22 protein-coding genes and 1 pseudogene are annotated in these 25,260 nt (G+C 40.6%); 15 read left to right on the forward strand and 8 right to left on the reverse strand.

The genetic code is table 11. The features are described 5' to 3' along the window. Window positions 1-476 precede the first annotated feature (476 nt). From V7K76_RS20615 to V7K76_RS20630, 4 genes are all read left to right on the forward strand, one after another. Complete coding sequence (locus V7K76_RS20615) at window positions 477-1,721, forward strand: response regulator (RefSeq protein ID WP_335029984.1); 1,245 nt, start codon at window positions 477-479, stop codon at window positions 1,719-1,721. A gap of 193 nt (window positions 1,722-1,914) precedes the next feature. Continuing rightward, the gene (gene glmU, locus V7K76_RS20620) at window positions 1,915-3,264 is read left to right on the forward strand and encodes a bifunctional UDP-N-acetylglucosamine diphosphorylase/glucosamine-1-phosphate N-acetyltransferase GlmU (protein WP_335029985.1); all 1,350 of its coding nucleotides are present in this window, start codon (window positions 1,915-1,917) and stop codon (window positions 3,262-3,264) included. Window positions 3,265-3,931: 667 nt separating this feature from the next. After that, entirely contained in the window at window positions 3,932-4,894 is a 963-nt protein-coding gene (locus tag V7K76_RS20625; protein ID WP_334779276.1) for an ABC transporter permease, read from the forward strand. A gap of 42 nt (window positions 4,895-4,936) precedes the next feature. Continuing rightward, window positions 4,937-5,890: an ABC transporter permease gene (locus tag V7K76_RS20630; protein ID WP_334779275.1), complete on the forward strand. Its 954-nt coding sequence runs from the start codon at window positions 4,937-4,939 to the stop codon at window positions 5,888-5,890. Between the two features lie 201 nt (window positions 5,891-6,091). Here V7K76_RS20630 and V7K76_RS20635 read toward each other — a convergent pair whose 3' ends face one another. Both V7K76_RS20635 and V7K76_RS20640 read right to left on the reverse strand, forming a co-directional pair. Next, entirely contained in the window at window positions 6,092-6,223 is a 132-nt protein-coding gene (locus tag V7K76_RS20635; protein ID WP_334779274.1) for a hypothetical protein, read from the reverse strand. 52 nt (window positions 6,224-6,275) lie between these two features. After that, complete coding sequence (locus tag V7K76_RS20640; protein WP_334779273.1) at window positions 6,276-6,740, reverse strand: helix-turn-helix transcriptional regulator; 465 nt, start codon at window positions 6,738-6,740, stop codon at window positions 6,276-6,278. 164 nt (window positions 6,741-6,904) lie between these two features. On the opposite strand from V7K76_RS20640, the gene V7K76_RS20645 reads away from it, so the two are divergent. The 6 genes from V7K76_RS20645 to V7K76_RS20670 all read left to right on the forward strand — a co-directional run bounded on the left by V7K76_RS20645 (window position 6,905) and on the right by V7K76_RS20670 (window position 15,454). Next, entirely contained in the window at window positions 6,905-7,249 is a 345-nt protein-coding gene (locus tag V7K76_RS20645) for a hypothetical protein (protein WP_335029986.1), read from the forward strand. 54 nt (window positions 7,250-7,303) lie between these two features. Beyond that, a complete protein-coding gene (locus V7K76_RS20650) occupies window positions 7,304-8,584 on the forward strand; it encodes a hypothetical protein (RefSeq protein WP_335029987.1) in 1,281 nt (426 codons plus the stop codon). Window positions 8,585-8,990: 406 nt separating this feature from the next. Continuing rightward, window positions 8,991-12,977 carry a magnesium chelatase subunit H gene (locus V7K76_RS20655; protein WP_335029988.1) on the forward strand — a complete coding sequence of 1,329 codons (3,987 nt, stop codon included), beginning with the start codon at window positions 8,991-8,993 and terminating at the stop codon, window positions 12,975-12,977. A 53-nt stretch (window positions 12,978-13,030) separates the two neighbouring features. Further along, window positions 13,031-13,606, forward strand: a complete 576-nt coding sequence (locus V7K76_RS20660) for a Uma2 family endonuclease (protein ID WP_334775821.1) — start codon at window positions 13,031-13,033, stop codon at window positions 13,604-13,606. A gap of 45 nt (window positions 13,607-13,651) precedes the next feature. Next, a complete protein-coding gene (locus V7K76_RS20665) occupies window positions 13,652-14,011 on the forward strand; it encodes a DUF262 domain-containing protein (RefSeq protein WP_334775822.1) in 360 nt (119 codons plus the stop codon). A 6-nt stretch (window positions 14,012-14,017) separates the two neighbouring features. Next, window positions 14,018-15,454: an ATP-binding protein gene (locus tag V7K76_RS20670; protein ID WP_334775823.1), complete on the forward strand. Its 1,437-nt coding sequence runs from the start codon at window positions 14,018-14,020 to the stop codon at window positions 15,452-15,454. 182 nt (window positions 15,455-15,636) lie between these two features. On the opposite strand, the gene V7K76_RS20675 is transcribed toward V7K76_RS20670, so the two are convergent. Then, entirely contained in the window at window positions 15,637-16,065 is a 429-nt protein-coding gene (locus V7K76_RS20675; protein WP_335029990.1) for an aspartyl protease family protein, read from the reverse strand. Then, the gene (locus V7K76_RS20680; RefSeq protein ID WP_162400202.1) at window positions 16,058-16,273 is read right to left on the reverse strand and encodes a hypothetical protein; all 216 of its coding nucleotides are present in this window, start codon (window positions 16,271-16,273) and stop codon (window positions 16,058-16,060) included. The genes V7K76_RS20675 and V7K76_RS20680 overlap by 8 nt, the downstream gene beginning before the upstream one ends. Window positions 16,274-16,671: 398 nt before the next feature. On the opposite strand from V7K76_RS20680, the gene V7K76_RS20685 reads away from it, so the two are divergent. After that, window positions 16,672-16,890 carry a hypothetical protein gene (locus tag V7K76_RS20685; protein ID WP_334775825.1) on the forward strand — a complete coding sequence of 73 codons (219 nt, stop codon included), beginning with the start codon at window positions 16,672-16,674 and terminating at the stop codon, window positions 16,888-16,890. A gap of 5 nt (window positions 16,891-16,895) precedes the next feature. Here the strand turns inward: V7K76_RS20685 and V7K76_RS20690 are convergent, their stop codons facing one another. Further along, complete coding sequence (locus V7K76_RS20690; protein WP_334775826.1) at window positions 16,896-17,159, reverse strand: hypothetical protein; 264 nt, start codon at window positions 17,157-17,159, stop codon at window positions 16,896-16,898. Window positions 17,160-17,388: 229 nt separating this feature from the next. Between V7K76_RS20690 and V7K76_RS20695 the strand changes: the two genes are divergently transcribed. From V7K76_RS20695 to V7K76_RS20710, 4 genes are all read left to right on the forward strand, one after another. Further along, a complete protein-coding gene (locus tag V7K76_RS20695; protein ID WP_335029991.1) occupies window positions 17,389-17,718 on the forward strand; it encodes an addiction module protein in 330 nt (109 codons plus the stop codon). After that, complete coding sequence (locus V7K76_RS20700; protein ID WP_334775829.1) at window positions 17,718-18,014, forward strand: type II toxin-antitoxin system RelE/ParE family toxin; 297 nt, start codon at window positions 17,718-17,720, stop codon at window positions 18,012-18,014. Before V7K76_RS20695 ends, V7K76_RS20700 begins: the two co-directional genes overlap by 1 nt. Further along, complete coding sequence (locus V7K76_RS20705) at window positions 17,974-18,342, forward strand: hypothetical protein (protein ID WP_334775830.1); 369 nt, start codon at window positions 17,974-17,976, stop codon at window positions 18,340-18,342. Before V7K76_RS20700 ends, V7K76_RS20705 begins: the two co-directional genes overlap by 41 nt. A 75-nt stretch (window positions 18,343-18,417) precedes the next feature. Beyond that, complete coding sequence (locus tag V7K76_RS20710; RefSeq protein ID WP_334775868.1) at window positions 18,418-18,615, forward strand: hypothetical protein; 198 nt, start codon at window positions 18,418-18,420, stop codon at window positions 18,613-18,615. On the opposite strand, the pseudogene V7K76_RS20715 reads toward V7K76_RS20710, so the two are convergent. The 3 genes and pseudogenes from V7K76_RS20715 to V7K76_RS20725 form a co-directional block, all read right to left on the reverse strand. Beyond that, window positions 18,547-18,759: pseudogene (locus V7K76_RS20715) on the reverse strand (Uma2 family endonuclease); the annotation flags it as partial. The gene V7K76_RS20710 and the pseudogene V7K76_RS20715 sit on opposite strands and share 69 nt — an antisense overlap. 19 nt (window positions 18,760-18,778) lie before the next feature. Further along, window positions 18,779-22,750: a DUF2157 domain-containing protein gene (locus V7K76_RS20720; RefSeq protein WP_334775831.1), complete on the reverse strand. Its 3,972-nt coding sequence runs from the start codon at window positions 22,748-22,750 to the stop codon at window positions 18,779-18,781. Between the two features lie 189 nt (window positions 22,751-22,939). Continuing rightward, window positions 22,940-24,532 carry a glycosyltransferase family 39 protein gene (locus V7K76_RS20725; RefSeq protein WP_334775832.1) on the reverse strand — a complete coding sequence of 531 codons (1,593 nt, stop codon included), beginning with the start codon at window positions 24,530-24,532 and terminating at the stop codon, window positions 22,940-22,942. Window positions 24,533-25,260 lie beyond the last annotated feature (728 nt).

Here is a 25,260-nt window from a genome sequence, read left to right on the forward strand (position 1 = left end):
TTTCTGATTTCGTTTCCAGATACTTAGGCAACAAGTTTTTACGAGCCAAATAACTTGATTGTATGATAGTATTCAAGATTACATGCAGTTCAACAGTACTTGAGTATTGCTATAACTGAGTAAGTAAAACACATATACCTAATGATTACCAGAAAAATTTGAAATTCAAAACCCGATATCTGGCATAGAACAGGCAACTATAACGGTTGATGACGCCACTAGGTTAAAAATCTCCGTAAAAAACCTGATTTAACATTTGTGCCGATTCATCATACTGGAATTAGAAGCAAAAAATGTAACAACAAGATAGACCTTGTTCGTAACATAAAAGATACATGCTGCGAAAAATTTAGATAGGCAGCTTGACATCATGCATAATCTATATCGAAACTTCGGCTCAGATACAGTCGAATCCTAAATTTGTTTGTTATTGAAATCTGACACTGTTAACTTGTGCAAAAACTTGGAGTACCTTTGTGATTCAATGGAAATCCAACCATACAGGCTTTACAGAACAAATTGTTAGTGGATCAAATCCCATTAGCACCGTGAAGAGTATCGGTTCAAATCATGCCGTAGGGTCGCAAAATGCGGAGAGTTCTTTAGGCTTATCTCAAGAAGACCTGATGTTTGAAGATAGTCAAGCAGCGCCTTCTTGGATCAAAGCTGATGTTAATTGTGGTGATAGTTTATTAGTCTCTAGAACACTACAAGCTAAAGGTTCTAAGGTGAATGGATTTGATTTAGATCCGCCGAAAGTTTTAGTCGTTGACGATCATGCCGCCAGTCGGATGACTGCTGTTGCCCTCTTGGGGATGGAAGGATACGAAGTTATTGAGGCGGACAGTGGTTCCATTGTTGTGGGATTGGTAACTCAAAAACAACCAGATTTGATTTTGCTGGATGTGATGATGCCAGGAATGGATGGATTTGAAGTGTGCCAATTGCTCAAACAGGATGACCAAACTAGGCTAATCCCGGTGATTTTTATTACAGCGTTAAATGACAGGCGATCGCGCATTCGGGGAATTGAAGTTGGGGCAGATGATTTTCTCACCAAACCCTTTGATCGTGTGGAACTAGCGGCGCGTGTAAAGTCCTTAGTGCGGCAGAAGCGTCTAAACGAAGATTTAGACCATGCCGAACAAGTACTATTTTCCATTGCTATGGCTATTGAAAGTCGCGACCCTAATACGGGCAACCATTGTGAACGCCTAGTAAAACTGGGACAAGTTTTTGGTGAATATCTCAGGCTGTCACGCTACCAAATTCGAGATTTGAGGTGGGGTGGTTATCTCCACGATATTGGTAAAGTTGGTATTCCCGATGCAGTGCTGCTGAAAAAAGGCGAACTCACCCCCGAAGATTGGCAGATCATGCAGCAGCATGTTTTGATTGGGGAAAAAATCTGCCAGCCATTACGCAGTATGCGGGGTGTAATTCCCATTATTCGCCATCACCACGAACGTTGGGATGGCTCAGGCTACCCTGATAGACTCCAGGGAAATGATATTCCCTATCTGGCGCAAGTATTTCAGTTAATTGATATTTACGATGCCCTAACCAGCGAACGACCTTACAAAAGAGCTTTTCCTTCAGTAGAAGCACTTTCGGTAATGCAAAAAGAAACTGATGCCGGTTGGCGTAATCCCAAACTAATGCAGCAGTTTGTAGAGTTTATTCGCTCCCGTCAAGGAAAAATAATAGGGAGTAGGGAGTAGGGAGTAGGGGATAATAATTTGTCGCTGCTGTAATGAGTGCAAAAAAGTATTATAATCTCCAACTTTTACCAAAGCAGTTGTCTTGACTACTTTGATATTTTACTCTTGTATGATTAGCTGGTATGATTTGAACCTATATTTTAAAGTACCAAAAGCATTAATTATAATTTCACTGATAGCTAATAGCTAATTTATGGTAGTTGTAGCAATTCTAGCGGCAGGACGCGGCACACGGATGAAATCAAGCTTACCCAAGGTTTTACATTCTTTGGGTGGGCGATCGCTAGTAGAGAGAGTTCTCGAAAGTGTAGAACCACTTGCGCCCTCACGGCGAATCGTGATTGTGGGATATCAGTCCGAGGAAGTGCAAGCCGCCATGCATTTAATTCCCAACTTGGAGTTTGTCGAACAGACTGTGCAACTGGGAACAGGTCATGCTATCCAGCAATTACTTCCTCACTTGGAAGGTTATACCGGAGATTTGCTGATACTTAACGGCGATTTACCGTTAATACGTGGCGAAACCCTCAAGCAGATGTTACAAACTCATGCCCAAAATCAGAATGCTGCCACCATTCTTACCTCGCACCTAGCCGACCCCACAGGCTACGGGCGCGTTTTTTGTAACGATGAAAATATTGTGCAGCAAATGGTCGAACACAAGGATTGTACTGCTGCTCAAAGACAAAATAACTGCATCAATGCTGGAGTTTATTGCTTCCACTGGCCAGATTTGGCAAAGGTGCTTCCCCACCTACAGACAAACAATGCCCAAAAAGAATACTATCTCACTGATGCCGTGACTCCAGTCGGAAAAGTGATGGCAGTAGATGTGGAAGATTACCAAGAAATTCTCGGCATCAACGATCGCTTGCAACTAGCAACAGCAGCCGAAATTTTGCAAAGACGAGTCAAGGAAAAATGGATGCTAGCGGGTGTCACGCTCATTGACCCCACAAGCATCACCATTGATGAAACAGTAGAATTACAGCCAGATATAATTATTGAACCCCAAACTCACCTGCGAGGAAATACGGTAATTAAAACAGGAAGTCACATTGGTCCAGGGAGTTTAATTGAAAATAGTCACTTAGCTGAAAATGTCATAGTTCAGTATTCAGTAGTAACAGATAGCACTGTACAGGCAGGAAGCCGAATTGGCCCTTATGCTCATTTGCGCGGTCACGTAGAGGTGGGTGCTGGTTGCCGTGTAGGGAATTTTGTGGAATTGAAAAATACGCAATTAGGCGATCGCACCAATGCGGCACATTTGTCATATATAGGTGATAGCGTTGTCGGCAATCAGGTAAATATTGGTGCAGGTACAATTACTGCCAATTATGACGGCGTGAAAAAACATCGTACCAAAATAGGCGATCGCACAAAAACTGGTGCCAATAGCGTTTTAGTGGCTCCACTAACCTTGGGAGATGATGTCTATATTGCGGCTGGTTCTACAGTCACAGAAGATGTACCTGATGATTCCCTGGTAATTGCCCGTAGTCGTCAAGTGGTGAAACCAGCTTGGCGGAAGAAAAGTTAGAAATGCAATTCTTCTTTCTACTTCAGCTTCGAGAGAATACCACGTTCTTTGACAGGCAAACTACGGTTGCCTGTCATTTCCCTCTGATAATAATTCAGTTCAGATAAGCCCAAAACACTTGTAGAGACGGCGATTTATCGCGTCTTCTCTAGACCAATTATCTACACCAATAACCCCTAACTGAGCCGTATTGCCTCATAATGATTATTATTCCTATGAAGAATTACGAATCATTTTGTTTTTTGTCTAAATCCCACTAATCCACCGTTGTTTTTAAAGATAAATTTTTTGTATCGGTGATGCTATCTTGCAAGTTTCTGATCTACTAAACTGAACAATAAACCTGATTTTATCAGTTGTTCTGACTTTTCATGTCATGTGGAAAAGCTAACGATTGACCTAACCTCTAGCCCAATACGGTTCAGTTAAGGGTTATTGGCATAGAAAATTGGTCTTTCAGACGCGATGAATCGCGTCTCTACATGAGGGTTTTTGGCTTAACTGAAATGTATTGCCCTCTAGCCCTCGAACCGAAACGGGAAGGAGGAAAATTCAAAGTCTCTCTCCTACAAGGAGAGAGATTTAGAGAGAGGTTTTCCAGATACCGTGAAAAGTCAGATCAGTTGTTCTCTCGTTTTTAAGAGTAAGGCAGATTTTGTAATAGCTAATGAATAAATACTTAATTAATCGTCTACTAATTGCTATTCCCACCTTAATTGCCATCAGTGTTGTCATATTTACTATTCTGGCATTAGCACCCGGCGATCCAATGGGAGAATTTGCGCTCAATCCCTCTATTACAGCTGAAGTTCGGGAAAATATTAAAATATCTTTAGGTTTAGACCAACCGCTCCATATCCGCTATATCAAGTGGGTTACAGCTTTTGTTAGTGGAGATATGGGCTATTCTTTTACTAGTCGTAGTCCAGTAATTGGTTTAATTCTGCAACGCTTACCTACAACATTATGGGTGGTTGGTTCTGCCTACCTTTTTGGCATACTGCTGGCTATTCCTTTGGGAGTAATTTCGGCTCTCAAACGTCATTCTCTGATTGATACAATTTTGACTACTTTAGTTTTTTTTGGGTTTTCTCTCCCAACATTTTTTACAGGCTTACTATTTATTATTATCTTCAGTATCCAATTGAAATGGTTGCCTTTTATCTATAACAGCACATTACAGGTGACAGATTGGCAGAGTTTTATCGCTCAAGTTAAACAATCGATTATGCCGATTTGCGTATTAGGTCTCTGGCAGACAGCAATGCTAATGCGCTTTGTGCGTTCAGAGATTTTAGAAAATATCCATCAAGACTATGTGCGTACTGCTTATGCTAAAGGATTACCCAAATTTTTGGTTATAAATCGTCATGTTTTGCGGAATGCGTTAATTCCTGTAGTTACATTGGTAGCCTTAGACATTCCAAGTGTTTTTACAGGTGCTTTAGTTACAGAAAAGGTTTTTCGTGTTCCGGGAATTGGCGCTCTATTAATTGACTCTATCTATAATAATGACACACCAGTTGTCATGGCAATTACTTTTATATATGCAATTCTGATTGTGATTTTTAATCTTGTTGCAGACATTCTTTATGGGTTACTCGATCCTCGTGTCAAATACACGAAGTAGCTAAACAATTAAAAATTAAACATGAAGAAAAACTAGATACTTATGTTAAAACGATCGCCTAATCAAAGTTCAGAACTATCCAAACTTTCAGTTTCTCCAGCATCAACAAATCTTGTTTCCAAACCAGAAACGCCCACAAAAGAAGCATGGCGCAAGTTTCGTCGTAATCGTCAGGCGATGTTTGGTATTGTAGTCTTGCTGATTATAGTGTTAAGTGTTTTGCTTGGGCCATTTATTTATAATATTCCCATCAACAAAATTGACTTTGCTAAATCTACTCTTGCTCCCAGTTGGGCGCATCCATTTGGTACTAATGATTTAGGTCAAGATATATTAGCAAGAGTATTGTATGGCGGACGAATATCGATCGCAGTGGGAATTTTTTCGATGTCAGTAGCCATAACTCTCGGTACACTCATCGGCGCACTCTCTGGTTTCTATGGCGGCTGGCTGGATATTGCTTTAATGCGTTTGACAGATTTGTGTTTAGCTTTACCACGGCTACCATTATTATTACTGGTAATATTTTTGTTTCGGGATGCGATTAAAGCGATCGCTGGCCCAGAACTAGGTATATTTGTATTGATAGTACTGGTAATTGGTGGACTCAACTGGATGTCTGTAGCCAGATTAGTCCGAGCCGGTTTTTTGACAGTGCGGGAGTTAGAATTTGTCACAGCAGCACGCGCCCTTGGTGCTTCTCCTAGTCGATTGATTTGGATTCATATTTTGCCCAACGTGATTAGTCCAGTACTTGTTGCTGCTACTCTTTCAGTAAGTACTGCGATCGTTACCGAATCAACCTTGAGCTTTTTTGGTCTAGGTTTTCCCCCTGATGTCCCAACTTGGGGACGAATGCTTTATGAAGCGCAAAACTTTTTAGAATTTGCTCCCCACATGGTTATTTTCCCTGGTACAGCAATATTTCTCACCGTGCTAAGTATCAACTATATAGGTGATGCTTTACGAGATGCTCTCGATCCTCGATTATCTTAAATTCATTAGGGGTGTAGGGGCTTGGTAAGGGGACTGGGCAATACGCTTGGGTTAAAGATTATTGGTGTAGATAATTGGTCTTTCAAGACGCGATAAATCGCGTCTCTACATGAGGTTTTTGGGCTGATTTGTACTGTATTGGGGGACTGGGGACTCAATATGGTTCGGTTAAGCCCAAAATGTTGCAAGGTTTGTTGGGTTTCACTTCGTTCCACCCAACCTACAAATATTCTTAACTTGCCCAGGAGCATTAAGAACAGATTCAACTAAAGCTTGAGGTATATTTCTTCGCTCCATTTCTGTCTGTGCATGACGATAAATTATATACTTCATTTTTACCCTGTTTGCTTATCAAGCATGGTCTGATTTCGGCAGAATATAAATACTAATTGCTTTTATAATTATCTAAATTGTTTAATTCATCTTCCAAAGAATCTAAATCTTTAGAAGTGGGAATTTTCATACTAATCAAAAATACTATTTGATTATTTTCAATATTTATATTAGTTACATTAACTACTGCTTTATCAGGCGATAAATCTAAACCTGGAACCTTTATCGACTGATTTTTATACCCCGCATCATCGAGCCATTCAGAAATATTTCGCCAATTTTCTAACTTTTCATCAGACTTATCCAACAGACTTTTTACATACCTGTATATAGTTGCACAGAGGTCAGTTTCTACACCTTTCCCATTTTTACCAAGTTTCTCAGCTATTTCAGCCGGACTGAAGCCACAAAGCAAACCGCGCAAGTGTCGCTTTTCCACTGGTGTCAAACGCTTACCTTTCACTGATGATAAATCAGAGTAAAGCGTTTCCAAGTCCCACTGGTTTTCTGCTTGCATAAAGGGTTCATTGCTGGATGCCATAGTCAAATCTTGAAGATTATCTTAAATTTCCTGATGTAATCTTACCATTATCCCTGATGCTAGCTAGGGGATAATTAGCTTTTAATTGCAAGATACTGAGACTAAAGAAATAAAAATCACATTATATTTAGCGATCTATCATGGATAAGCTAGTTGACAAAATCGCGGCATTAGGTGTGCCTGGTCTTGTACTTTTGGTTGCTATGGCTGTGACGGGATGGGCTGGAGCGGCTGCAATAACAGCAGCTTTAGCACTGCTTGGTGGGCCATTGGGAATGCTTGGAGGAATTGCTGTACTTGTCTTGCTTGCTCTAATCTCACAAGGATTAGCTGAATATGGATTTGAAGCAATTTTTAAGTCTACTGTAGAGCAACTTAGAACACAAGGTAAATCTAAATCAGATATAGAACGCGAGATTGAATCCTACCCTATTTCAAGCGATTTGAAGTTGAAGATAAAGGATTATTTGAGACAACTTGCATAGCTGAGATACTCTTCCATATTTTATTAATCGATACTTCAAACAAAAAAGTTGACTATGAACACTAATCAAGAACAAGAATTAACTCAAAATCCTCTATCTCAATCAGGCGAAGATAATCAAACGATTGAAGAAGGACAAAAAGGAGAGTTATATAAAAAGATAATTTCATTTTTCCAAACTATACCATCAAGCTTAAATAATCTGTTTACTGCCCTATTTAAGGCTAATTCCCCATCCAAGCCTGTTGATGAAGGGACTTTTTCCCAGAAGACAGAGCGTATTCACGCCTATAGTGATTTTATTAAATCTACATCTAAATTCATTTGGATTGGTGTTGTTTTCATAATCATTATTCAACTATGGGGTAATTTTTCGCTTAATCACATCAGCGATGCATCTAAACATAAATCAAATATTGTCACCATTACTATTCCTGAACAAAAGCTATCTCAAATGTCCGATGATGTTGCCAATGCCCTTGGCAAGGCATTAGTTAGTGCCAGAGCATCTGCATCAAATAATCTGGAACAATGGCATGATGAGGTAATGCGACGTGTAGACCATCCGTTTCTCGATTGGTACTACAATTATTTTACTCAGTGGGGTGTTGGTGTAGAAGCTATTTGGGTAAATATTAGTGCTAGTTCAGAAGAAGAAAAAGCTGAAAAATTAATTGGTAATTTCCAAAATGAATTTACTAAAAAGGTTTTGCAACCATCATCAATGCAACTTGAAATGGAACGTTTTACAAGAGAAGCAATTGATCAATATGTATCTGAAGCTAATCAAAAATTAGCAGGAATCCAAAGTCAGTATCAGATTCCTCGACCTGTTTGGGAAGAATTTTTAGAAGGTTTAGGAAGTACAACATATAATACAGGTGGTAAAGAGCAAAATCTCTCTATTCGCGCACTTTCGCGTGGTACAGGTTATGTAGCCGCCAGTGCAATGATAAAAGCTGTTAGCGTTATTGGTACTAAGAAAATTGCTACAGGAATTGTGAGTAAAGGAACTTCTAAATTAGTTGCTAAGATAGCAACTAAAACTGCAACAAAGGTAGCAACAGAAGGAACAGGTGAAGTAGCTGCGGGACTTTTAGGTTTAGAGCTACTGAATCCTCTTGCTGGATTAGGAGTTTTAGCATGGGATATCTGGGATCATTATCATACAGTTAAAGTAGAAAGACCAATTCTAAGAGAAAACCTCAACAATTATTTGAATGAGGTAAAAGACTCATTACTGAATGATAAAGAAAACGGAGTTTTGTCTTCAGTAAATAAATTCCATGATGGAATTTTGGATACTTTAAATAGCAAGCCAATATTGGCTAAATAAAAGTTGGTTGTTCGCCAGCAGATACCAAGTTTCTGTTGTTTTTTGTTTGGTATAACCCGCAATTACATAATTGAAGGCTGCCTATGCTGACTAAATATTTTTTAGTCAGCATAGGCAAGTTTTGTTTTGTAACTGCTTTATCATTGCTTAATAGCTATTTAGATATTTAAATATGTAACAATAATTTTACAAACAAGCGAGCAAACACTTTTATATAAAGTCAACAATTACAAAGAAATATTTCGTTTTTTATATCGATTTGTGTCATATAGGCGATAAAATGCCTACTGGGCAAGCATTTTCTGATAAAAAACAGATATTGCCTAAAAGATCACAAGTTACCTGTGGCTGATGATGCCGCTAGGAACTTCCTTCAGAGAACACGCATCAAAGGAGCCGAAGAAGCATGTTCACACACGTCAAGTCCACCATTAGACACATTGCGCCTGATAACTTACGCGGACGTAGTTTAATCAAGGTGGTCTATGTCGTGCTTGAGTCCCAGTACCAGAGTGCTTTGTCGCAAGCGGTTCGCACGATTAACGCGAATAATCCCAACTTGGCGATTGAAATCAGCGGGTACTTGATTGAGGAACTCCGCGACCCAGAGAATTATGAGGAGTTCAAACGAGAAATTGAGAATGCGAATATCTTCATCGCTTCCCTCATTTTCATCGAAGACTTAGCACAGAAAGTAGTAGCAGCAGTAGAACCACACCGCGATCATCTGGATGTTTCTGTTGTCTTCCCCTCCATGCCGGAAGTAATGCGCCTAAATAAAATGGGCAGCTTTTCTCTAGCACAGTTGGGTCAGTCAAAAAGTGCGATCGCCCAATTCATGCGGAAACGCAAAGAAAAATCCGGTGCGGGATTCCAAGATGGGATGCTAAAGCTTTTGCGAACTCTGCCGCAAGTGCTGAAGTTTTTACCGATGGACAAGGCACAGGATGCCCGAAATTTCATGCTCAGTTTTCAGTATTGGCTAGGTGGTTCTCCAGAAAATCTGGAAAACTTCTTGCTGATGCTAGCTGATAAATACGTATTTAAAGGTTTAGAGAAACAAGATTTTGCACCTTCTACATACGAACAGCCTGTGGTTTATCCCGATTTAGGGATTTGGCATCCTTTGGCTCCTAGTATGTTTGAAGATGTCAGAGAATACCTCAATTGGTATACAGCTCGTAAGGATATTTCTAGTGATCTAAAAGATCCCCTAGCTCCTTGTGTCGGCTTAGTATTGCAACGCACTCACCTAGTTACAGGCGATGATGCCCATTATGTAGCAATGGTGCAGGAGTTGGAAGCATTAGGCGCACGGGTACTACCTGTGTTTGCTGGTGGTTTGGATTTCTCCAAGCCTGTGGATGCTTACTTCTACGAACCAATTACCAAGATACAGTTAGTAGATGCAGTGATCTCGCTGACTGGTTTTGCTTTAGTGGGTGGGCCAGCCAGACAAGATCATCCCAAGGCAATTGAATCGCTCAAACGCTTAAACCGTCCTTACATGGTGGCGTTACCCTTAGTATTCCAAACCACAGAAGAGTGGATGGATAGCGATTTAGGGTTACATCCAATTCAAGTAGCTTTGCAAATTGCAATTCCGGAATTGGATGGAGCAATTGAGCCGATTATCTTATCGGGTAGAGATGGAACTACAGGCAAAGCGATCGCACTGCGCGATCGGGTGGAAGCTGTCGCCGAACGCGCCTTAAAATGGGCGAACCTCCGCCGCAAGCCGAAACTGGATAAAAAAGTCGCTATCACCGTTTTCAGCTTCCCGCCAGATAAAGGCAATGTGGGAACCGCCGCTTATTTAGATGTATTCGCTTCCATCTACGAGGTGATGAAAGCACTGAAAAATAACGGCTACGACTTACCAGAATTGCCAGAATCAGCCGAAGCGTTGATGCAAGAAGTCATCCACGATGCCCAAGCGCAGTACAACAGCCCAGAACTGAACGTTGCTTACAAAATGTCGGTTCCTGAGTATGAGGCGCTAACCCCTTACTCTCAACGCTTAGAGGAAAACTGGGGCCCACCTCCCGGACATCTCAACAGCGATGGCCAAAATCTGCTAATTTATGGTAAGCAATTCGGTAACGTCTTCATCGGTGTGCAACCCACCTTTGGTTACGAAGGCGACCCGATGCGGCTGTTGTTCTCCCGTTCAGCTAGTCCTCACCACGGTTTTGCTGCTTACTACACTTACCTAGAGCAAGTTTGGAAAGCTGATGCTGTACTGCACTTTGGTACACACGGTTCCTTGGAATTCATGCCAGGTAAACAGATGGGGATGTCTGGTGACTGTTATCCAGATAACTTAATTGGCTCAATTCCTAACTTGTATTACTACGCAGCTAATAATCCGAGTGAAGCGACAATTGCCAAACGTCGGAGTTATGCCGAAACAATTTCTTACTTGACACCGCCGGCAGAAAATGCAGGTTTGTATAAAGGTTTGAAGGAACTCAGCGAGTTAATTGCTTCGTACCAAACCTTAAAAGATAGTGGACGCGGTGTTTCCATTGTCAACAGCATCATGGATAAATGCCGGATTGTGAATCTGGATAAGGATATTAACCTGCCAGAAACCGATGCCAGAGACATGAGTACCGACGATCGCGATAATATTGTTGGCAACGTCTACCGCAAGTTGATGGAAATTGAATCGCGGTTGTTGCCTTGTGGATTGCACGTCATTGGTAAACCCCCAAGTGCAGAAGAAGCGATCGCAACTCTGGTAAATATTGCTAGTCTAGATCGTCAGGAAGAAGGACTTCAAGGCTTACCCGGAATTATCGCTAACAGCATTGGGCGTAACATTGACGATATTTACCAAAGTAATGACAGAGGCATTTTAGAAGATGTCCAGTTATTGCAAGATATCACTTTAGCAACCCGTGCAGCAGTTACCGCCCTTGTCCAAGAGCAAATCGACGCTGAAGGACGAGTTTCTCTGGTTTCTCGGTTGAATTTTTTCAACATGGGCAAAAAGGAACCTTGGGTAGAAGCATTGCATAAAGCAGGTTATCCCAAAGTTGACACCGCAGCCTTAAAACCCCTACTTGAGTATTTGGAATTCTGCCTGCAACAAGTTTGTGCCGACAACGAACTCGGAGCATTACTTAGAGGCTTGGAAGGTGAATACATCCTACCTGGCCCTGGTGGCGATCCCATCCGCAACCCGGATGTATTGCCCACAGGTAAGAATATCCATGCACTCGATCCGCAATCCATCCCCACAACAGCAGCAGTCCAATCAGCCAAAATCGTCGTAGACAGGCTTTTGATCCGTAACAAGTCTGAAAATGATGGAAAATGGCCAGAAACTATCGCCTGCGTCCTCTGGGGAACCGATAACATCAAAACTTACGGCGAATCCCTAGCCCAAATTATGTGGATGGTGGGCGTGCGTCCAGTTCCCGATGCCTTGGGACGGGTGAACAAGTTGGAATTGATATCTCTAGAAGAGTTGGGACGCCCCAGAATTGATGTAGTAATCAACTGTTCTGGTGTATTCCGCGACTTGTTCATCAACCAAATGAACCTGCTAGACCAAGGCGTGAAGATGGCGGCTGAGGCGGATGAACCCTTAGAAATGAACTTTGTTCGCAAACACGCTTTGCAGCAAGCCCAAGATATGGGAATTAATCTGCGTCAAGCAGCGACGCGCGTTTTCTCCAACGCTTCTGGTTCATACTCGTCAAATATCAACTTGGCGGTAGAAAACAGCACTTGGGATAGCGAAGCCGAGTTGCAGGAAATGTATCTCAACCGGAAATCCTTCTCCTTCAATTCCGATAATCCCGGAATCATGGACGAATCCCGGCAGATTTTTGAAAGTACATTGAAAACTGCTGATGCAACTTTCCAAAATCTGGATTCTTCGGAGATTAGCTTAACGGACGTTTCCCACTACTTCGATTCCGATCCTACTAAGCTGGTGGCAAGTCTGCGGGGTGATGGTAAAAAACCAGCATCTTATATTGCAGATACAACCACAGCTAACGCCCAAGTGCGGACATTATCAGAAACCGTGCGTTTGGATGCGCGTACCAAATTGTTAAATCCCAAATGGTACGAGGGGATGCTGTCTCACGGTTACGAAGGTGTGCGCGAACTCTCCAAGCGGTTGGTGAATACCACAGGTTGGAGTGCGACAGCTGGCGCTGTGGATAACTGGATTTATGAGGATACTAACGAAACCTTCATCAAAGATGAAGAAATGCAGAAGCGGTTGCTGAACCTTAATCCCCATTCTTTCCGTAAGATTGTATCAACTTTGTTGGAAGTGAATGGACGCGGTTATTGGGAGACTAGCGAGGAGAATTTAGATCGTCTGCGCGAGTTGTACCAAGAGGTTGAAGACCGGATTGAAGGGATAGACTAGGATTACATGGCAGGCTTTATGCCTGCCTTAACTTTTCAATCTGAGATATGACTATGAATGCTTTAACGGTCAACCTTCAATCAGTATTGGAACTAACAGATGAGCAGTTTTTTAATCTATGTCAGGCAAACCGTGACTTGAGGTTTGAACGCAACGCTACGGGAGAATTAATTATTATGCCACCTACAGGGGGAGAAACCGGAAATCGTAATGGTAGACTAAATCAACAATTATTTAATTGGTCAGATACCGATGGTACTGGCATCGCTTTTGATTCTTCTACTTGTTTTAAATTACCTAATGGTGCAGATCGTTCACCTGATGCTTCTTGGATAAAGTTAGAACGATGGGATGCTTTAACTGAAGAAGAAAAACAAAAGTTTCCCCCCATTTCTCCTGATTTTGTGATTGAGTTACTTTCGCCAAGTGATAGTTTGAAAGTTGCTCAGGAAAAGATGAGGGAATACATAGATAATGGTGTGCGCTTGGGTTGGTTAATTAATCGTAAATCGCGCCAAGTGGAGATTTATCGGCAAGGACAAGAGGTTGAGGTGTTGGAATCGCCTGTTACCTTGTCAGGAGAAGATGTTTTACAGGGGTTTATTTTAAATCTTGAAGCGATTTGGTAACTGAATAACAAATGTATTGCAAACTAATCAAAATAATAAAACAGTATGAGTATTACACCCAAAGGGATAAGTATATTGGAATTATATCGTCTTTATAGAGAAAATAATCTTATTGTAAATCGGAGATACCAACGTAAACTTGTATGGGCGAAAATAGAGAAAGCATCTTTAATAGAAAGCATCCTTTTCAAATATCCCATTCCACTAATTTTATTTGGCAAATTTAAAAAAGATGGAAAAGATATATATGAAATCATTGACGGAATGCAACGATTAAATGCCATTTTTTGCTTTATCGAAAACCAATTTTCAATTAATGGTAAGTTTTTTGATGTTACAAAGCATCCATTAGCTAATGAACTAAGTAATCAAGGAGTATTTAAACGACTTGAAGCAAGCCAATAAAATTTATTGAATGCTCAAGAATGTATAGATTTTTTAGAATATTCATTAGCCGTTACTATCTATGAGGCGAATAGTAACAAAGAAATTGAAGATGTATTTAATAGAATTAATTCCAATGGAAAACATTTGTCCGCTCAAGAAGTTAGATCGGCTGGAGTTACCAGCAATTTTGCAGAATTAGTTAGATTATTAGCTTGTGAAATTCGAGGTGATGTATCAAGAGAAATTGTTCCTCTTTCAGAAATGCCTGAGATTAGTATTGATTCTAAATCTATTAATTTAGGATATGGAGTTCTTGCAGAAGATACATTCTGGTGTCGTCAAGGTATTATAAGTAACTCTGATTTGCGCGAGAGTGCAGATGAACAATTGTTAGCAGACATAATACTTTCTATAGCTTTAGGAAAACCTTTTCCAGCAAGAAAAGAAAACTTTGATAATTATTATGGCAAGGGAGACGTAGATAAATCAGATGAAATAGAATTAGCAGTTACACGATATGGAACAGACAACCTTAAAGAAGATATTAAAGCTATACTATCACAGATAAAAAATGCTGTTAATTCAGTTTCATTAATAGACTCAGGAAATGATAAAAACTTCCTCAGAAAGATTCTTAGTCGTGATGGAGGAGTTAGCAATCCGGTTAAAGAGCCGTTTTATACATTATTTATGGCTTTTTATGATCTAATTATCCAAGAATCTAAAGAACCTTTTGATTATCAGGCAATTTTTAAGGCGGTAATGGGACTTATGACAAAAATAGAAGTAAGTGCTAGTATTACAGCAGATAAACGAACAAGAAATATTGGTCTTACGAAAGGACTAATTCAAAATTATTTTAAATTATCAACATCAACAACTCGTAGTAGTGGTTCTTATGCAATAGATTTGGAGAACTATTTGAGACGCTCTAAAACAGAAGCTCCAAATTATGATTTTAAACAAGGATTATTTTCATTAAACCGTTCTAATCGGAGTTTTGATAACAATTGCTTTGAAAAAATTTGTCAAAATATCGCGGCAATAGCAAATCTAGGCAAAGGAAAAAAAGGATACATATTTTTGGGAATATCTGACAAAGAAAAAGATACTGAACTTATTGAGTCACTTGATCAAATATCTGCACCTAGATTTTTCCCATTCGGTATTGTTGGAATAGAAAGAGAGGCTAAAATTCAAAGCATAACCCTCGATCAATATATACTAAATATTAGTCGAAAAATTAGGGATTCTAAATTACCAGAATGGCTAAAAACCAGCGTTAATACAGCATTAACACCTATTACATATCATGAGCATACAGTACTAATGATTGAAATACAAGCAGGAAAAGAGCCTGTGTGGTATGAAAATAAGCTCTATATAAGAGATGGACATGAAAAACAACCTCAAGAGTTATCTGGTGAAAAAATTAGTGCAGTATATAACTTATTTCAATAGCAAGATATTATTGGCAACTTCGCAAAATTGAGAATTGAATGCCTAAATAAAGCGATCGCTTTATTTTTGAGGTTTTCTGTAAAGCGATCGCTCATCTTCCACAACAGGCGATCGCTTTGTTTTTGAGGTTTTCTGTAAGGCGATCGCTCTTTACAATGACCCCCACCAAAGGTTTCCGTCCACTACTCTGAGGCTAACGATTTAGGGCTGATCTCAAACTGTAAATGTGAACGGTAGAAACAAACATCAAACTCCATAAAGAAGTTAACTTGCCCCAAAATTAGCGGTACGTTTGTAGCCTGTGTCCATGCAAATACAAGTTGTATAGGTTCAAATTGCCCAACTACTACCTGAAGAACCACGACACGCGCCTCGTATTGAGCTAAATTACCTGTCAAACTCAATGCAGTTGTCTGCTGCTCCCATACGTAACCAAGCTCAACTCCTACTGGATAGGGAAGCACATTCACGCTTGCTCCAGTATCCAACAGACCGGATGCGATCGCAGAACTTTGTTGGTAGATCAAAGTAAGGGGTAGATAGGGGCGGAAACTGGCTTCGCCCAATGCAACATCGATCGGGATAAAGGAATACCGTTGTGCGTTACGCATGGTCTTGAGTTTTAGCAGCTTGTAGCACTTTTAACATAGTATCTGCTGCTTCAACTGCATCATAAGGCGACCACACAGGATAGGACTGATCGGGCTTAATCAGATCGGTTTCCTGTTGGGCTAACTCCGAGATTAAAACCTGCATAATGTAAAACTTATCTGCTCGACTAAGTTCTCGCAAAGTGGAGATTAATTCTGCTGAAACCATGCAAAGCACTCTAGTAAATCAAGTCTGCTTCTTGATCATAGTTTATTTGTTGGGTTTCACTGCGTTTACCCCAAGCTACAACTAGAATAATTACGTCTGCAACTTACAGGTGCGACAATTCAAGCAGCTAATAATGCGATCGCCTACAATGCCATCATACAATCAGCGATCGCTTTGGTAATGGGTGAGTGCGATCGCTTCTATATTAAATTTTATGGGAATATTCAAGTTGAAATTTTTCTATGGATGGTTATCGCTCACTCTTCCACAAAGTGCGATGTCTAACGACAAGCCGCTTTGCGTCTACGCTTAATTTTTGAGGTTTTCTGCAAGGCGACACCGAATAGCCCGTCGTCAGACATCGCTCCTCATAAACTATCGAAGCATAAAATTAAAGTATGACTATTCATAAAACGGATATGCTAAAAACGCTTTGGGCTACTGTTCGGCATGGAAAAATCGAATTGGTGGAGTCAGAGGAATTACCGGAAGGAACAAGAGTGCTAGTGACGCTGCTTCCTGATGATGAAACTGAATTTTGGCTTCAAAGCAGTCAAACATCACTCTCATCAGTTTGGGATAACACTGAGGATGATGTCTATGCCCGACTACTCTAAAAAGGTTATTTCCACGTCCAACCAGATTTTTCAGTAATCTCCTGTTGGAGAATATCTTCTGAGTTTATAGCCAAATCAGGTGTTGCTGCAAATAAACCAATTAATGGGTCAGACAAAGCATTATCAACGGGTTCTAGCAATTGGGTTTTGAGATATAGCCTAACAGCTTCACTGACAATTGATTCAGGAGATTGTCCTCGTTGACTAGCCAAATTTATGACTTTTTCAAGTAAGTTCTGTTTCGGTTTCCAGTTAAATGTAGAATCCACAAGATAACTTTTTTTGTTTAGTAATAAATGATATTCTAACAAATAAACGTGTAAAGCTCGTTATCATACTTTTTTGTCTTAAGTCAAATATACACACAGCGATACCTACGGTGAGCTACGCTAGCGCTGACTCTTCCACAACAAGCGATGTCTAACGACAAGCTGCTACGCGTCCACGCTTAGTTTTTGAGGTTTTCTGTAAGGTGACACCGAATAGCCCGTCGTAGACATGGCACTGTTGGGCATCAAAGCAAATGCAGCGTTTGATTTGATGGACAAAATCTTGTCCGCTATATTTAAGGTGTACCAGTTGCTTCCTCACTCCAAGTTAATCAGCATGGATATCACAGCTACTTTGAACGAAATCGCAACTCTCAGTGTTGAAGATAGAATCCATCTTGTACAGGCAATTTGGGATACCATCGCAGCAGAGCAAGTTTACCCTGATTTAACCGATGCACAAAAGCAAGAGCTTGATCGTCGAACTGCTGACTATAATTCAAATCCAGATAATGTGCTGACTTGGGAGGAAATTAAAGCATCAATTAAGGGGCAGTAATGAATTATGTCGTGGTGTTTCGCCCAGAGGTTCGAGAAGAACTCAATGATGCATACAGTTGGTACGAGAGTCAAAAACCCGGTCTGGGTGATGAGTTTTTAGACTCTGTAGACGAAACGGTGAATCGAATTTCTCAGATGCCAGAATCCTATCTAATTGTCTACGGTGATATTCGACGAGCAGTAGTGCGACGATTTCCCTATGCTGTGTACTATCGGATTGTATCGAGTCGAGTAATAGTGACAGCAATTTTTCATGGTCGCAGAGATCCAAAATCTTGGCAGACGCGAACCTAACACTACAATTACGGGCGATGTCTCACGACAAGCTGCTACGCGTCTGCGCTTAGTTTTTGAGGTTTTTTCCAAGGCGATCACATTTGCTATTTTGGCGATCGCATTTGTTATTTCGGCGACTACATTTGCTATTTTGGCGACTACATTTGCTATTTTGGCGATCGCATTTGCTATTTTGGCGATCGCATTTGCTATTTCGGCGACAGCATTTGCTATTTCGGCGATCGCATTTGCTATTTCGGCGACAGCATTTGCTATTTCGGCGACTACATTTGCTATTTCGGCGACTACATTTGCTATTTCGGCAATCGCATTAACTCTTAATTAAATCCACAAAACTACTCATCTCACGTAGAAAGGCATTCCGCTATGTTGAAATAGAACTATTCAAGAAATATCTCCCATGTCTCTAAAAACTCGCGGTTCTGCTGCTGTAGACAAAGCTCAACGCCGTCTTGCACTGCTTAAATCCATTAATGAGAACCTGGATTTAGGGCATGGATTAACAATTGAAGTTTATACCCGCTTCATGTTTAATAATGGATTCTTTAGGTATAGTCCAGATACCGCGCTTACCCATCTCTCTAATTGTGATGAGTAATTCTTCAATCAAAAAGCCAGCCAAATCAGAATTCTCCCCTTTGGGCTTAGGCATCTCAAAAATCACTCCATCATGTAATTCGTAACGCACTTCTGAGTTTTTTGGATACCATTCGATTTTTCGATTTATAGGGAGTCCGCCGATCCCTCTACAATATCTATCGCTATTCCCATGATTGAAATTCATCAAAAGCGCTACGAATTAGGGATGTTATTTGAGCGCGGCGGGTTTCAAAGTTGGCAGCGATGTAAATTAGCAAGATGCCAACTAGTAAGCCAATAACCCATTTTAAAAAAGAGTAATGCGAACTTAAAATTACCGATTGATTGATTGTAGTAATTAAAAAAGTGGCTGTACCAATGTAGAGAAAAGCCCGTACTCGCAAAGCTAATCCGGCAAAAATGGCGATGAGGCTGAAAATTCCAGGTATCCAGGCTGTATCTTGATTAAATAAAATTGCCCACCCACAAATTAAACCACTCCCTAGCACTCTCAGAAGATGACGAAATTTTTTGTACTCTGGTAGCTTCAGCTGGGTATCTACTTGAGCAATATAAAGCAGTGATAATCCAATTGGTGTGACATACCACAAAGCATGAGTTAGATGTAAGGAATTAAACCAACGGTAAAGCGCCCAATCAATCAAAGCAACACTAACATAAGTAAAACGGATGTTTTCACCCACTTTTGCCAGGAAGATGTAGAATCCGGCTGCAAGTACTAAGGTAACTGGGTAAGTTTGCAGTCTGGTTTCCCATAAAATTATTAGCGGTATGATGTAAGCGGCTTGTTGCCAAGGTCTTTTAGACCAACCCCACCTTTCCCAAGGTAGGATGTACAGAAAGTAAGCTACCACACAAGCGATCGCACCATTCCACGGAACCAATGGCCCAGCCCAAAATTTTCCGACTGCTGTCTCGCGCCAATAAACCCTCATGCCGGCTACCTCTAATAAGCCAAGGTAAACCCACATCTCGGCGATTGTGATTCCTCTGAAGATGCTGGGGGAAGTGCGCGAATTTCGTCCCTGAAAGATGGCATAACGAATCAAAAATACTCCTGTTGCCAATCCCACCAAACGGTTAACTGCAATAGGAAGAGGAATGGCAGCCATTAATAAACAGCTACTCCAAGCCCAATGAATATGGGCAATTCCTTCCAGTTCTTGAGGAGTTAGGCGTAAGTAGCTGATTAGCCAAGGCGACAGAATGCGGTAAGCATACATGATACTTGCACCAAGGGTAGACATAGCAATCAATCCATCACCTAATGCTCCTCCTGATGCTTGTGACATTTGATAGAACAAAAGTTCATAAGCAGAAATGGATATGCCAATAATTCCTAAGTACAGCAAGGGTTTGAAGTTCTCGCGCCGTCGCCCCACGCCAATAATAATTAAAGCTACACCCAAAGAACACAACCCTGTCCACTCGGTAAAGGTGTCCAAACGCAGCAATACACTGAATGCACCGTAGATTAATGGCAAAATGTGAAGACTGCTAGGAAGCTTTTCTAATTGATGTCTTCGTCGCCACCACTCGCCGAAAAGTTGAGCAATTAAACCCAAGGCGATATTAGCGATTGGCAAGCCACGCTCCGCGAACGCTATTTTAACAATTGAGCGTTCCCCCAACCCCAACACCTGGGCAATCAACAATTCTAAACACCAACCAATACCATAAAATGCCCAATTTGTCGGTTCTCGCCAACTGCGATAAACAATGGCTGCCAAGGTGATTGTAGTGGCAATTAAGAAGAAAAATCCCGAAGTGGTAAACCCTCGATAAATCAGTACTGAGTGCAGCGTCAAACTCAACAATTCAAAACCACACAAGGCGATCGCCCACCGATCGCTAGCGGCTGCATAGATAGCTGCTAATTCGTTACCGCGTCGGCTTAAAACAGTCCGTGCCAACCATAAACTTAAAGTTGCGATCGCTCCTGCGATAAACCAACCTCCTACGGCTAGGCGAGGCAAACCAGGCACACCTGTCCACAGCAACGCCCCAATGAAACTTAAAGCAAATCCTTCTGTAATTGCCGCAGATACTTGGTTTCGCAAATAGCGAGTATTGGTAAACATCAACCCAGCACCTACAGCCAAACCGATTAATCTGATTCCTGGTAGCTGTAACGTCAATAGCTGGGCAACTACCACAGTTAAGACACTTAAGTAACGGCTAGTAATGCGACGCTCGATAATTGTGGCATTGGCAACACCTGTGAGAGCTAAAGGCGTAACTAGCCATAAAACTCCCCAATTGCCTTGACTATTAACTATGCCATACCAAGATGATTCTGCATTCATCCACAAGATTAAAAAACTAGCTGCGGCTAGTCCTAAACCGATGTCCCATGCACTACGCCGCCATAGTCCATTGCTGAGGCTAAATCCCCATTCTGCAACCATCAGAGCTAATAAAATACTTGCCCAGGCTTGTGGACTCAGGTTTGGTAACAGCCAATTAATGGTAGAGCAAAATGCCAGCACCCCGATGATGTGAGTTAGGTATATCAAGGGAAGGGATAAAGGGGAACGGCGTTGAGTGACGAATGCCAGAGTGGTTGTAGAGAATAACAGATTTAGCGATCGCAATGTCGGATTTATCAGAGCGATCGTTGTTAAAAAAGCTCCTAATAAGAGGGTGAGTAGTTCGCCAAATTTAGCTAATTCTCGCTTTTGACTGCGATACAAGCTATTTGTGAGCGCCACCATCAAAATTATGTAGGGAAATAAAGCTATACCCAATAAAGCCCAAGGTTCATTTTGAGAATTGGTGAGTTGAGTACTAGTTGCGATCGCTAATTTCTGTAAGTTATCAGGTACTAACCGCCAACCTAGCCAAATCGTCTGTAAGCCAATGACGAAAACCACTGCCAAGTCTACCTTGAGACTGTACTGCCGCAAGCGACTTCCCATAAACCATAAACCCAAACCACTAACAGCGATCGCTTGCCAAGGATAATTTACTACCGATACCAGCCAACCCAAAAAAATTAAAATGCCACCGAGTTTTTCCCAGAGTAAAAGAAATGAGGAAGATGAGGAGGATATTAATGTTACTTCCCCTGCCTCCCCTGCCCCCCCCTCCCCTGCCCTTTGTACTAACCAAGTCACCAACCAGCCGCAAATACCAATCGCTAACCCCAACTGCGTGATATCTACCTTGGCAACAAAAATTGCTCGCACTAACAGCACTATTAGAGCATAAATAATTACAGCAGCAGTTAAATTAATACTTAGCCTCCGGCGTAGGCGTAGCCCGTCGTAGACATCACCTCGATCTTCCTCACTGACAGGATGAGGCTGTTGGTAAAGATTGTGATAGATAGTAATAATAGTTGTGCAGATCATTGCCACATAAACAGCAATTAAAGGAAATCCTCTTAATTGCCAACCCCAATGCAGATAACTCAGCCCCAGAATATTTGCTAGAGGTAATTTGCCAGTATGTAAATTAGCAAAAATAGTCCGATTTTTGGAGAGTAAAACAGTTATAGTAGTGAGAGTAGGACAGGCGATCGCAACTACAATCCAATCAACAGGATTCTGCCACAATTGAAAGCTATCAATTGCCCAAAAATTCACTGGCACTAACAAAAGAGAGACAATCAGCAATGTCTGAGCCGTCAATCTGAGATTATTTTGCCTAGTCGCCCAAAAACTTAACCCCCAAAAACTTAAAGTATAAGCAAATAAAACCCCATACTGTCCAGAAGCAGGAAACCTCTCCCACTGACTAGCAGCCAGTACCCCAGAGGATACCACTACCAGGAAAACCCCTAGAAAAAGCAGCCAACGTACACTCAGTTCAGCCCCCAAGGACTGCAACATTGCACTGATAAAGTTGGGTTTAGGTGGTGTTTGTTGCGATTGTCTACGGTTACTAGATTCTAAAGCTGCTGTAGACAACTGCTGTACGGGGTCATAAGTTGCAAATACTACCTTTGTTTTCGCTTCAGCTTGGGGTTTTAACACCACCGCACACACCAGAAACTCTTGGCATAGCTGCTTAACTTGGGTATCGGATATTAAACCTAAGCGCAGCCATATATCTAATCCTTCTAATAAATGAGGATGGGAAGATGGCAGTCTGACTTCAATTATCAGCGGACGCTCAAGGGGCGATGACATAAGCGGTGGAGTACAAGTATATACTTAAATTATTTGTTTAATTAAAGTATATTTTGGCTCTGATTGTGCTACTTGTTAAGCTAATTCATATTAATTTTTAACCTATGAGTGATATTCAAATGCCAACTGTCTTGCTTTTAGGTTCGACATTCTAGTTTGGCAAGCGCTAGGTGTACTCTTATCTTTAGTTTAACTAGGCTTTGTTATTTTCCAGATAAAGTTATTTACCTGCTGTAACTTTGAGTTATAAACTTTTTCAATTCCAGATTTTAAGAACTCAGATGGCTCGAACAAGACCAAAAATATGTCAGTAAAGCCATCAGTAATTTTTGGTAACTGATTTTCTTTGACAATCTGAAATTGCACTTTTGAATCAACTAAATAACCAAGTATTTGTATTGGTGGAAGTAGATTTTTCTCATCACTAATTATCAGAGGTTTATTACCTTGACTAATAATATGAGCAATTTTAGGAAATTCTTGGTATTTTTCAGGGAATTGGTTCCACCAAATCTGGGCTTGAGAATGGAATATACAAGAGACAACTCCGCCCGTAATTACTATGAACGCTACAAGTGACCAAAGTTGTTTTTGCCAAATTTTAGGAGAAATAGACGTGATTTTAGTGGTAAGTAGGTAAGCAACAGCCAACTCTATACCTAAAACGGAGGGAAGTGTATATCGACTAGTAGCGTATCGCTTTTGAAAGATGAAATCTGTTATCAGTAGGGGAAGCACCATACACCCAATCAAGGTTAAGACAAATAACCAAACTTCTTTAGAAGTTCTTCGACAGAGAACATAAATTGAGTAGCTAATTAGAGCTAAAATAATTAAAATAAAAGGAATCAAGACAATCTTAAGTTTTCCTGGATCGCTAGGGCTAATCCCGAAATCAAGAAAAGTCCGGCTAAAGATCCCAGCCCACCTTTCAATTGATCCAAGTAATGTTTGTTTAGCATTTGTCCAAGCTACTGCTTCTGGCTGAGGATTGGTATAAATAATCCAAATCCAAGGTACAAAAGTTATAAAACCCGCCAGCGATGATATCAGGTAAGAAATTGATGTTTTACTCAATCGAAAGCGTTCAATTGCAAGTACATAAATTCCCTGTGCAAAAGCAACCAAAGTAAAAAACACATGAGAATAAAACCCTAGTACCAATGTTGCTGTATAAATGCACCAACTAACCTTTGTTTTTAGGCGTATAGCTCGTAATAGTGCTACGCTCGATATTAATATGGATACTATCCATAAACTGTATGCTCGTGCTTCTTGTGCATACACCACATGAATAGGTGAAACGGCTACCAACGCAATGGCTACCCACCCTACTAGTGAAGACTTAAATAATTCTCGACATAGCCAATAAATACAAGGAAAGGTGAGCAGACTCAGGAATGCCGAAAAACTTCTAGTCACTGCTACAGAATTCCCAAAGCACTCTACCCAAAATCGGGCTAGCAAGATGTATAACGGCAAAATCTGCGAGTCTTCTAAAACAACCCCTTTAAGTGTATCAATTGCGTTTCTTTCAGGATTGGGATACTGGTATTTATGCAAATCTTCTACACTGAACAAATGACCATCATCTAACTGCTCATTCATTTCTGACTGCATATAGCCAGATATGCGTAAAGATGAAAAAACTTCATCACCCCAATAAAGTCTTTTGTCAATATTGACGAAGCGAAAAAATACGCCTATTACCAATAGGATAATGATTAAAAAACGTAACCCAGATTTAGAAATCATCCATCTATGTGACAATTGCTTTTTCATGTAGTTTTTAATATACTCAAAGCCTGAATAAACGGTGGCAAAGTTTTATTACTTTTGATCGCCAGAGAAATAAAAATCTCCTATTTCTACAGAATGAGTTTCAAGGACTTTGCAGCTTTTGACAAAAAGATACCATAATAAATATAATTTTTTACCTGTCATCGTATAGTATAAATTAATCAGGACATGAAATACTTGTGTTAAAAATAAAAATATTTCATAAAGTTTATATGAAAGTACTATCAACCTGCGTGCGAGTAGCAAGCAACACAAAGATCCTATAGGAATCCGATTTGATTCCTGAACTTACTTGTGTAGGATAGGGAACTCTTAACTCTTAACTCTTAACTCTTAACTGGGAACAGAACAGAAGCGAATAGATGTGTACTGAGTTTTTTCAAAAATAAACCACCTATTCCAAATCAATGAAACGCTTACGCTGTATTAATTTTTAATTCTGCCTTGCGGTACTAAGTGCCCAAATATAGCGATGCCTAGCTTTGCAATACTGGTGTGGCAAGTCTCAATTAGTGCTTGTGGGTCTATTTAAACTTGCCCTTACCCGAACACAATCAACTATTGTTCTAGCAGGCTAAAATATGGTAATTATATACTACGGTAAATTGATGGATTTGCCGTATGATAGTATTTTAAACTGCGATCGCTTCCTTTGGTATGTAGCCATTTAAATACAAGCAACGTACCAGAGTAAACCGACGAGTGCGAAC

This window comes from Nostoc sp. (assembly GCF_036917975.1).
Lineage (GTDB): Bacteria > Cyanobacteriota > Cyanobacteriia > Cyanobacteriales > Nostocaceae > Nostoc.

Bases quoted from the DNA above. Each gene is read 5' to 3' on its own strand.
- V7K76_RS20710 (WP_334775868.1), top strand. From the start codon at position 18,418: ATGTCTCTAAAAACTCGCGGTTCTGCTGCTGTAGACAAAGCTCAACGC.
- V7K76_RS20630 (WP_334779275.1), top strand. From the start codon at position 4,937: ATGTTAAAACGATCGCCTAATCAAAGTTCAGAACTATCCAAACTTTCA.
- glmU (WP_335029985.1), top strand. From the start codon at position 1,915: ATGGTAGTTGTAGCAATTCTAGCGGCAGGACGCGGCACACGGATGAAA.
- V7K76_RS20705 (WP_334775830.1), top strand. From the start codon at position 17,974: ATGGTCGCAGAGATCCAAAATCTTGGCAGACGCGAACCTAACACTACA.
- V7K76_RS20700 (WP_334775829.1), top strand. From the start codon at position 17,718: ATGAATTATGTCGTGGTGTTTCGCCCAGAGGTTCGAGAAGAACTCAAT.
- V7K76_RS20725 (WP_334775832.1), bottom strand. From the start codon at position 24,532: ATGAAAAAGCAATTGTCACATAGATGGATGATTTCTAAATCTGGGTTA.
- V7K76_RS20640 (WP_334779273.1), bottom strand. From the start codon at position 6,740: ATGCAAGCAGAAAACCAGTGGGACTTGGAAACGCTTTACTCTGATTTA.
- V7K76_RS20655 (WP_335029988.1), top strand. From the start codon at position 8,991: ATGTTCACACACGTCAAGTCCACCATTAGACACATTGCGCCTGATAAC.
- V7K76_RS20665 (WP_334775822.1), top strand. From the start codon at position 13,652: ATGAGTATTACACCCAAAGGGATAAGTATATTGGAATTATATCGTCTT.
- V7K76_RS20695 (WP_335029991.1), top strand. From the start codon at position 17,389: ATGGCACTGTTGGGCATCAAAGCAAATGCAGCGTTTGATTTGATGGAC.
- V7K76_RS20635 (WP_334779274.1), bottom strand. From the start codon at position 6,223: ATGAAGTATATAATTTATCGTCATGCACAGACAGAAATGGAGCGAAGA.
- V7K76_RS20645 (WP_335029986.1), top strand. From the start codon at position 6,905: ATGGATAAGCTAGTTGACAAAATCGCGGCATTAGGTGTGCCTGGTCTT.
- V7K76_RS20680 (WP_162400202.1), bottom strand. From the start codon at position 16,273: ATGGTTTCAGCAGAATTAATCTCCACTTTGCGAGAACTTAGTCGAGCA.
- V7K76_RS20675 (WP_335029990.1), bottom strand. From the start codon at position 16,065: ATGCGTAACGCACAACGGTATTCCTTTATCCCGATCGATGTTGCATTG.
- V7K76_RS20650 (WP_335029987.1), top strand. From the start codon at position 7,304: ATGAACACTAATCAAGAACAAGAATTAACTCAAAATCCTCTATCTCAA.
- V7K76_RS20685 (WP_334775825.1), top strand. From the start codon at position 16,672: ATGACTATTCATAAAACGGATATGCTAAAAACGCTTTGGGCTACTGTT.
- V7K76_RS20625 (WP_334779276.1), top strand. From the start codon at position 3,932: ATGAATAAATACTTAATTAATCGTCTACTAATTGCTATTCCCACCTTA.
- V7K76_RS20720 (WP_334775831.1), bottom strand. From the start codon at position 22,750: ATGTCATCGCCCCTTGAGCGTCCGCTGATAATTGAAGTCAGACTGCCA.
- V7K76_RS20660 (WP_334775821.1), top strand. From the start codon at position 13,031: ATGAATGCTTTAACGGTCAACCTTCAATCAGTATTGGAACTAACAGAT.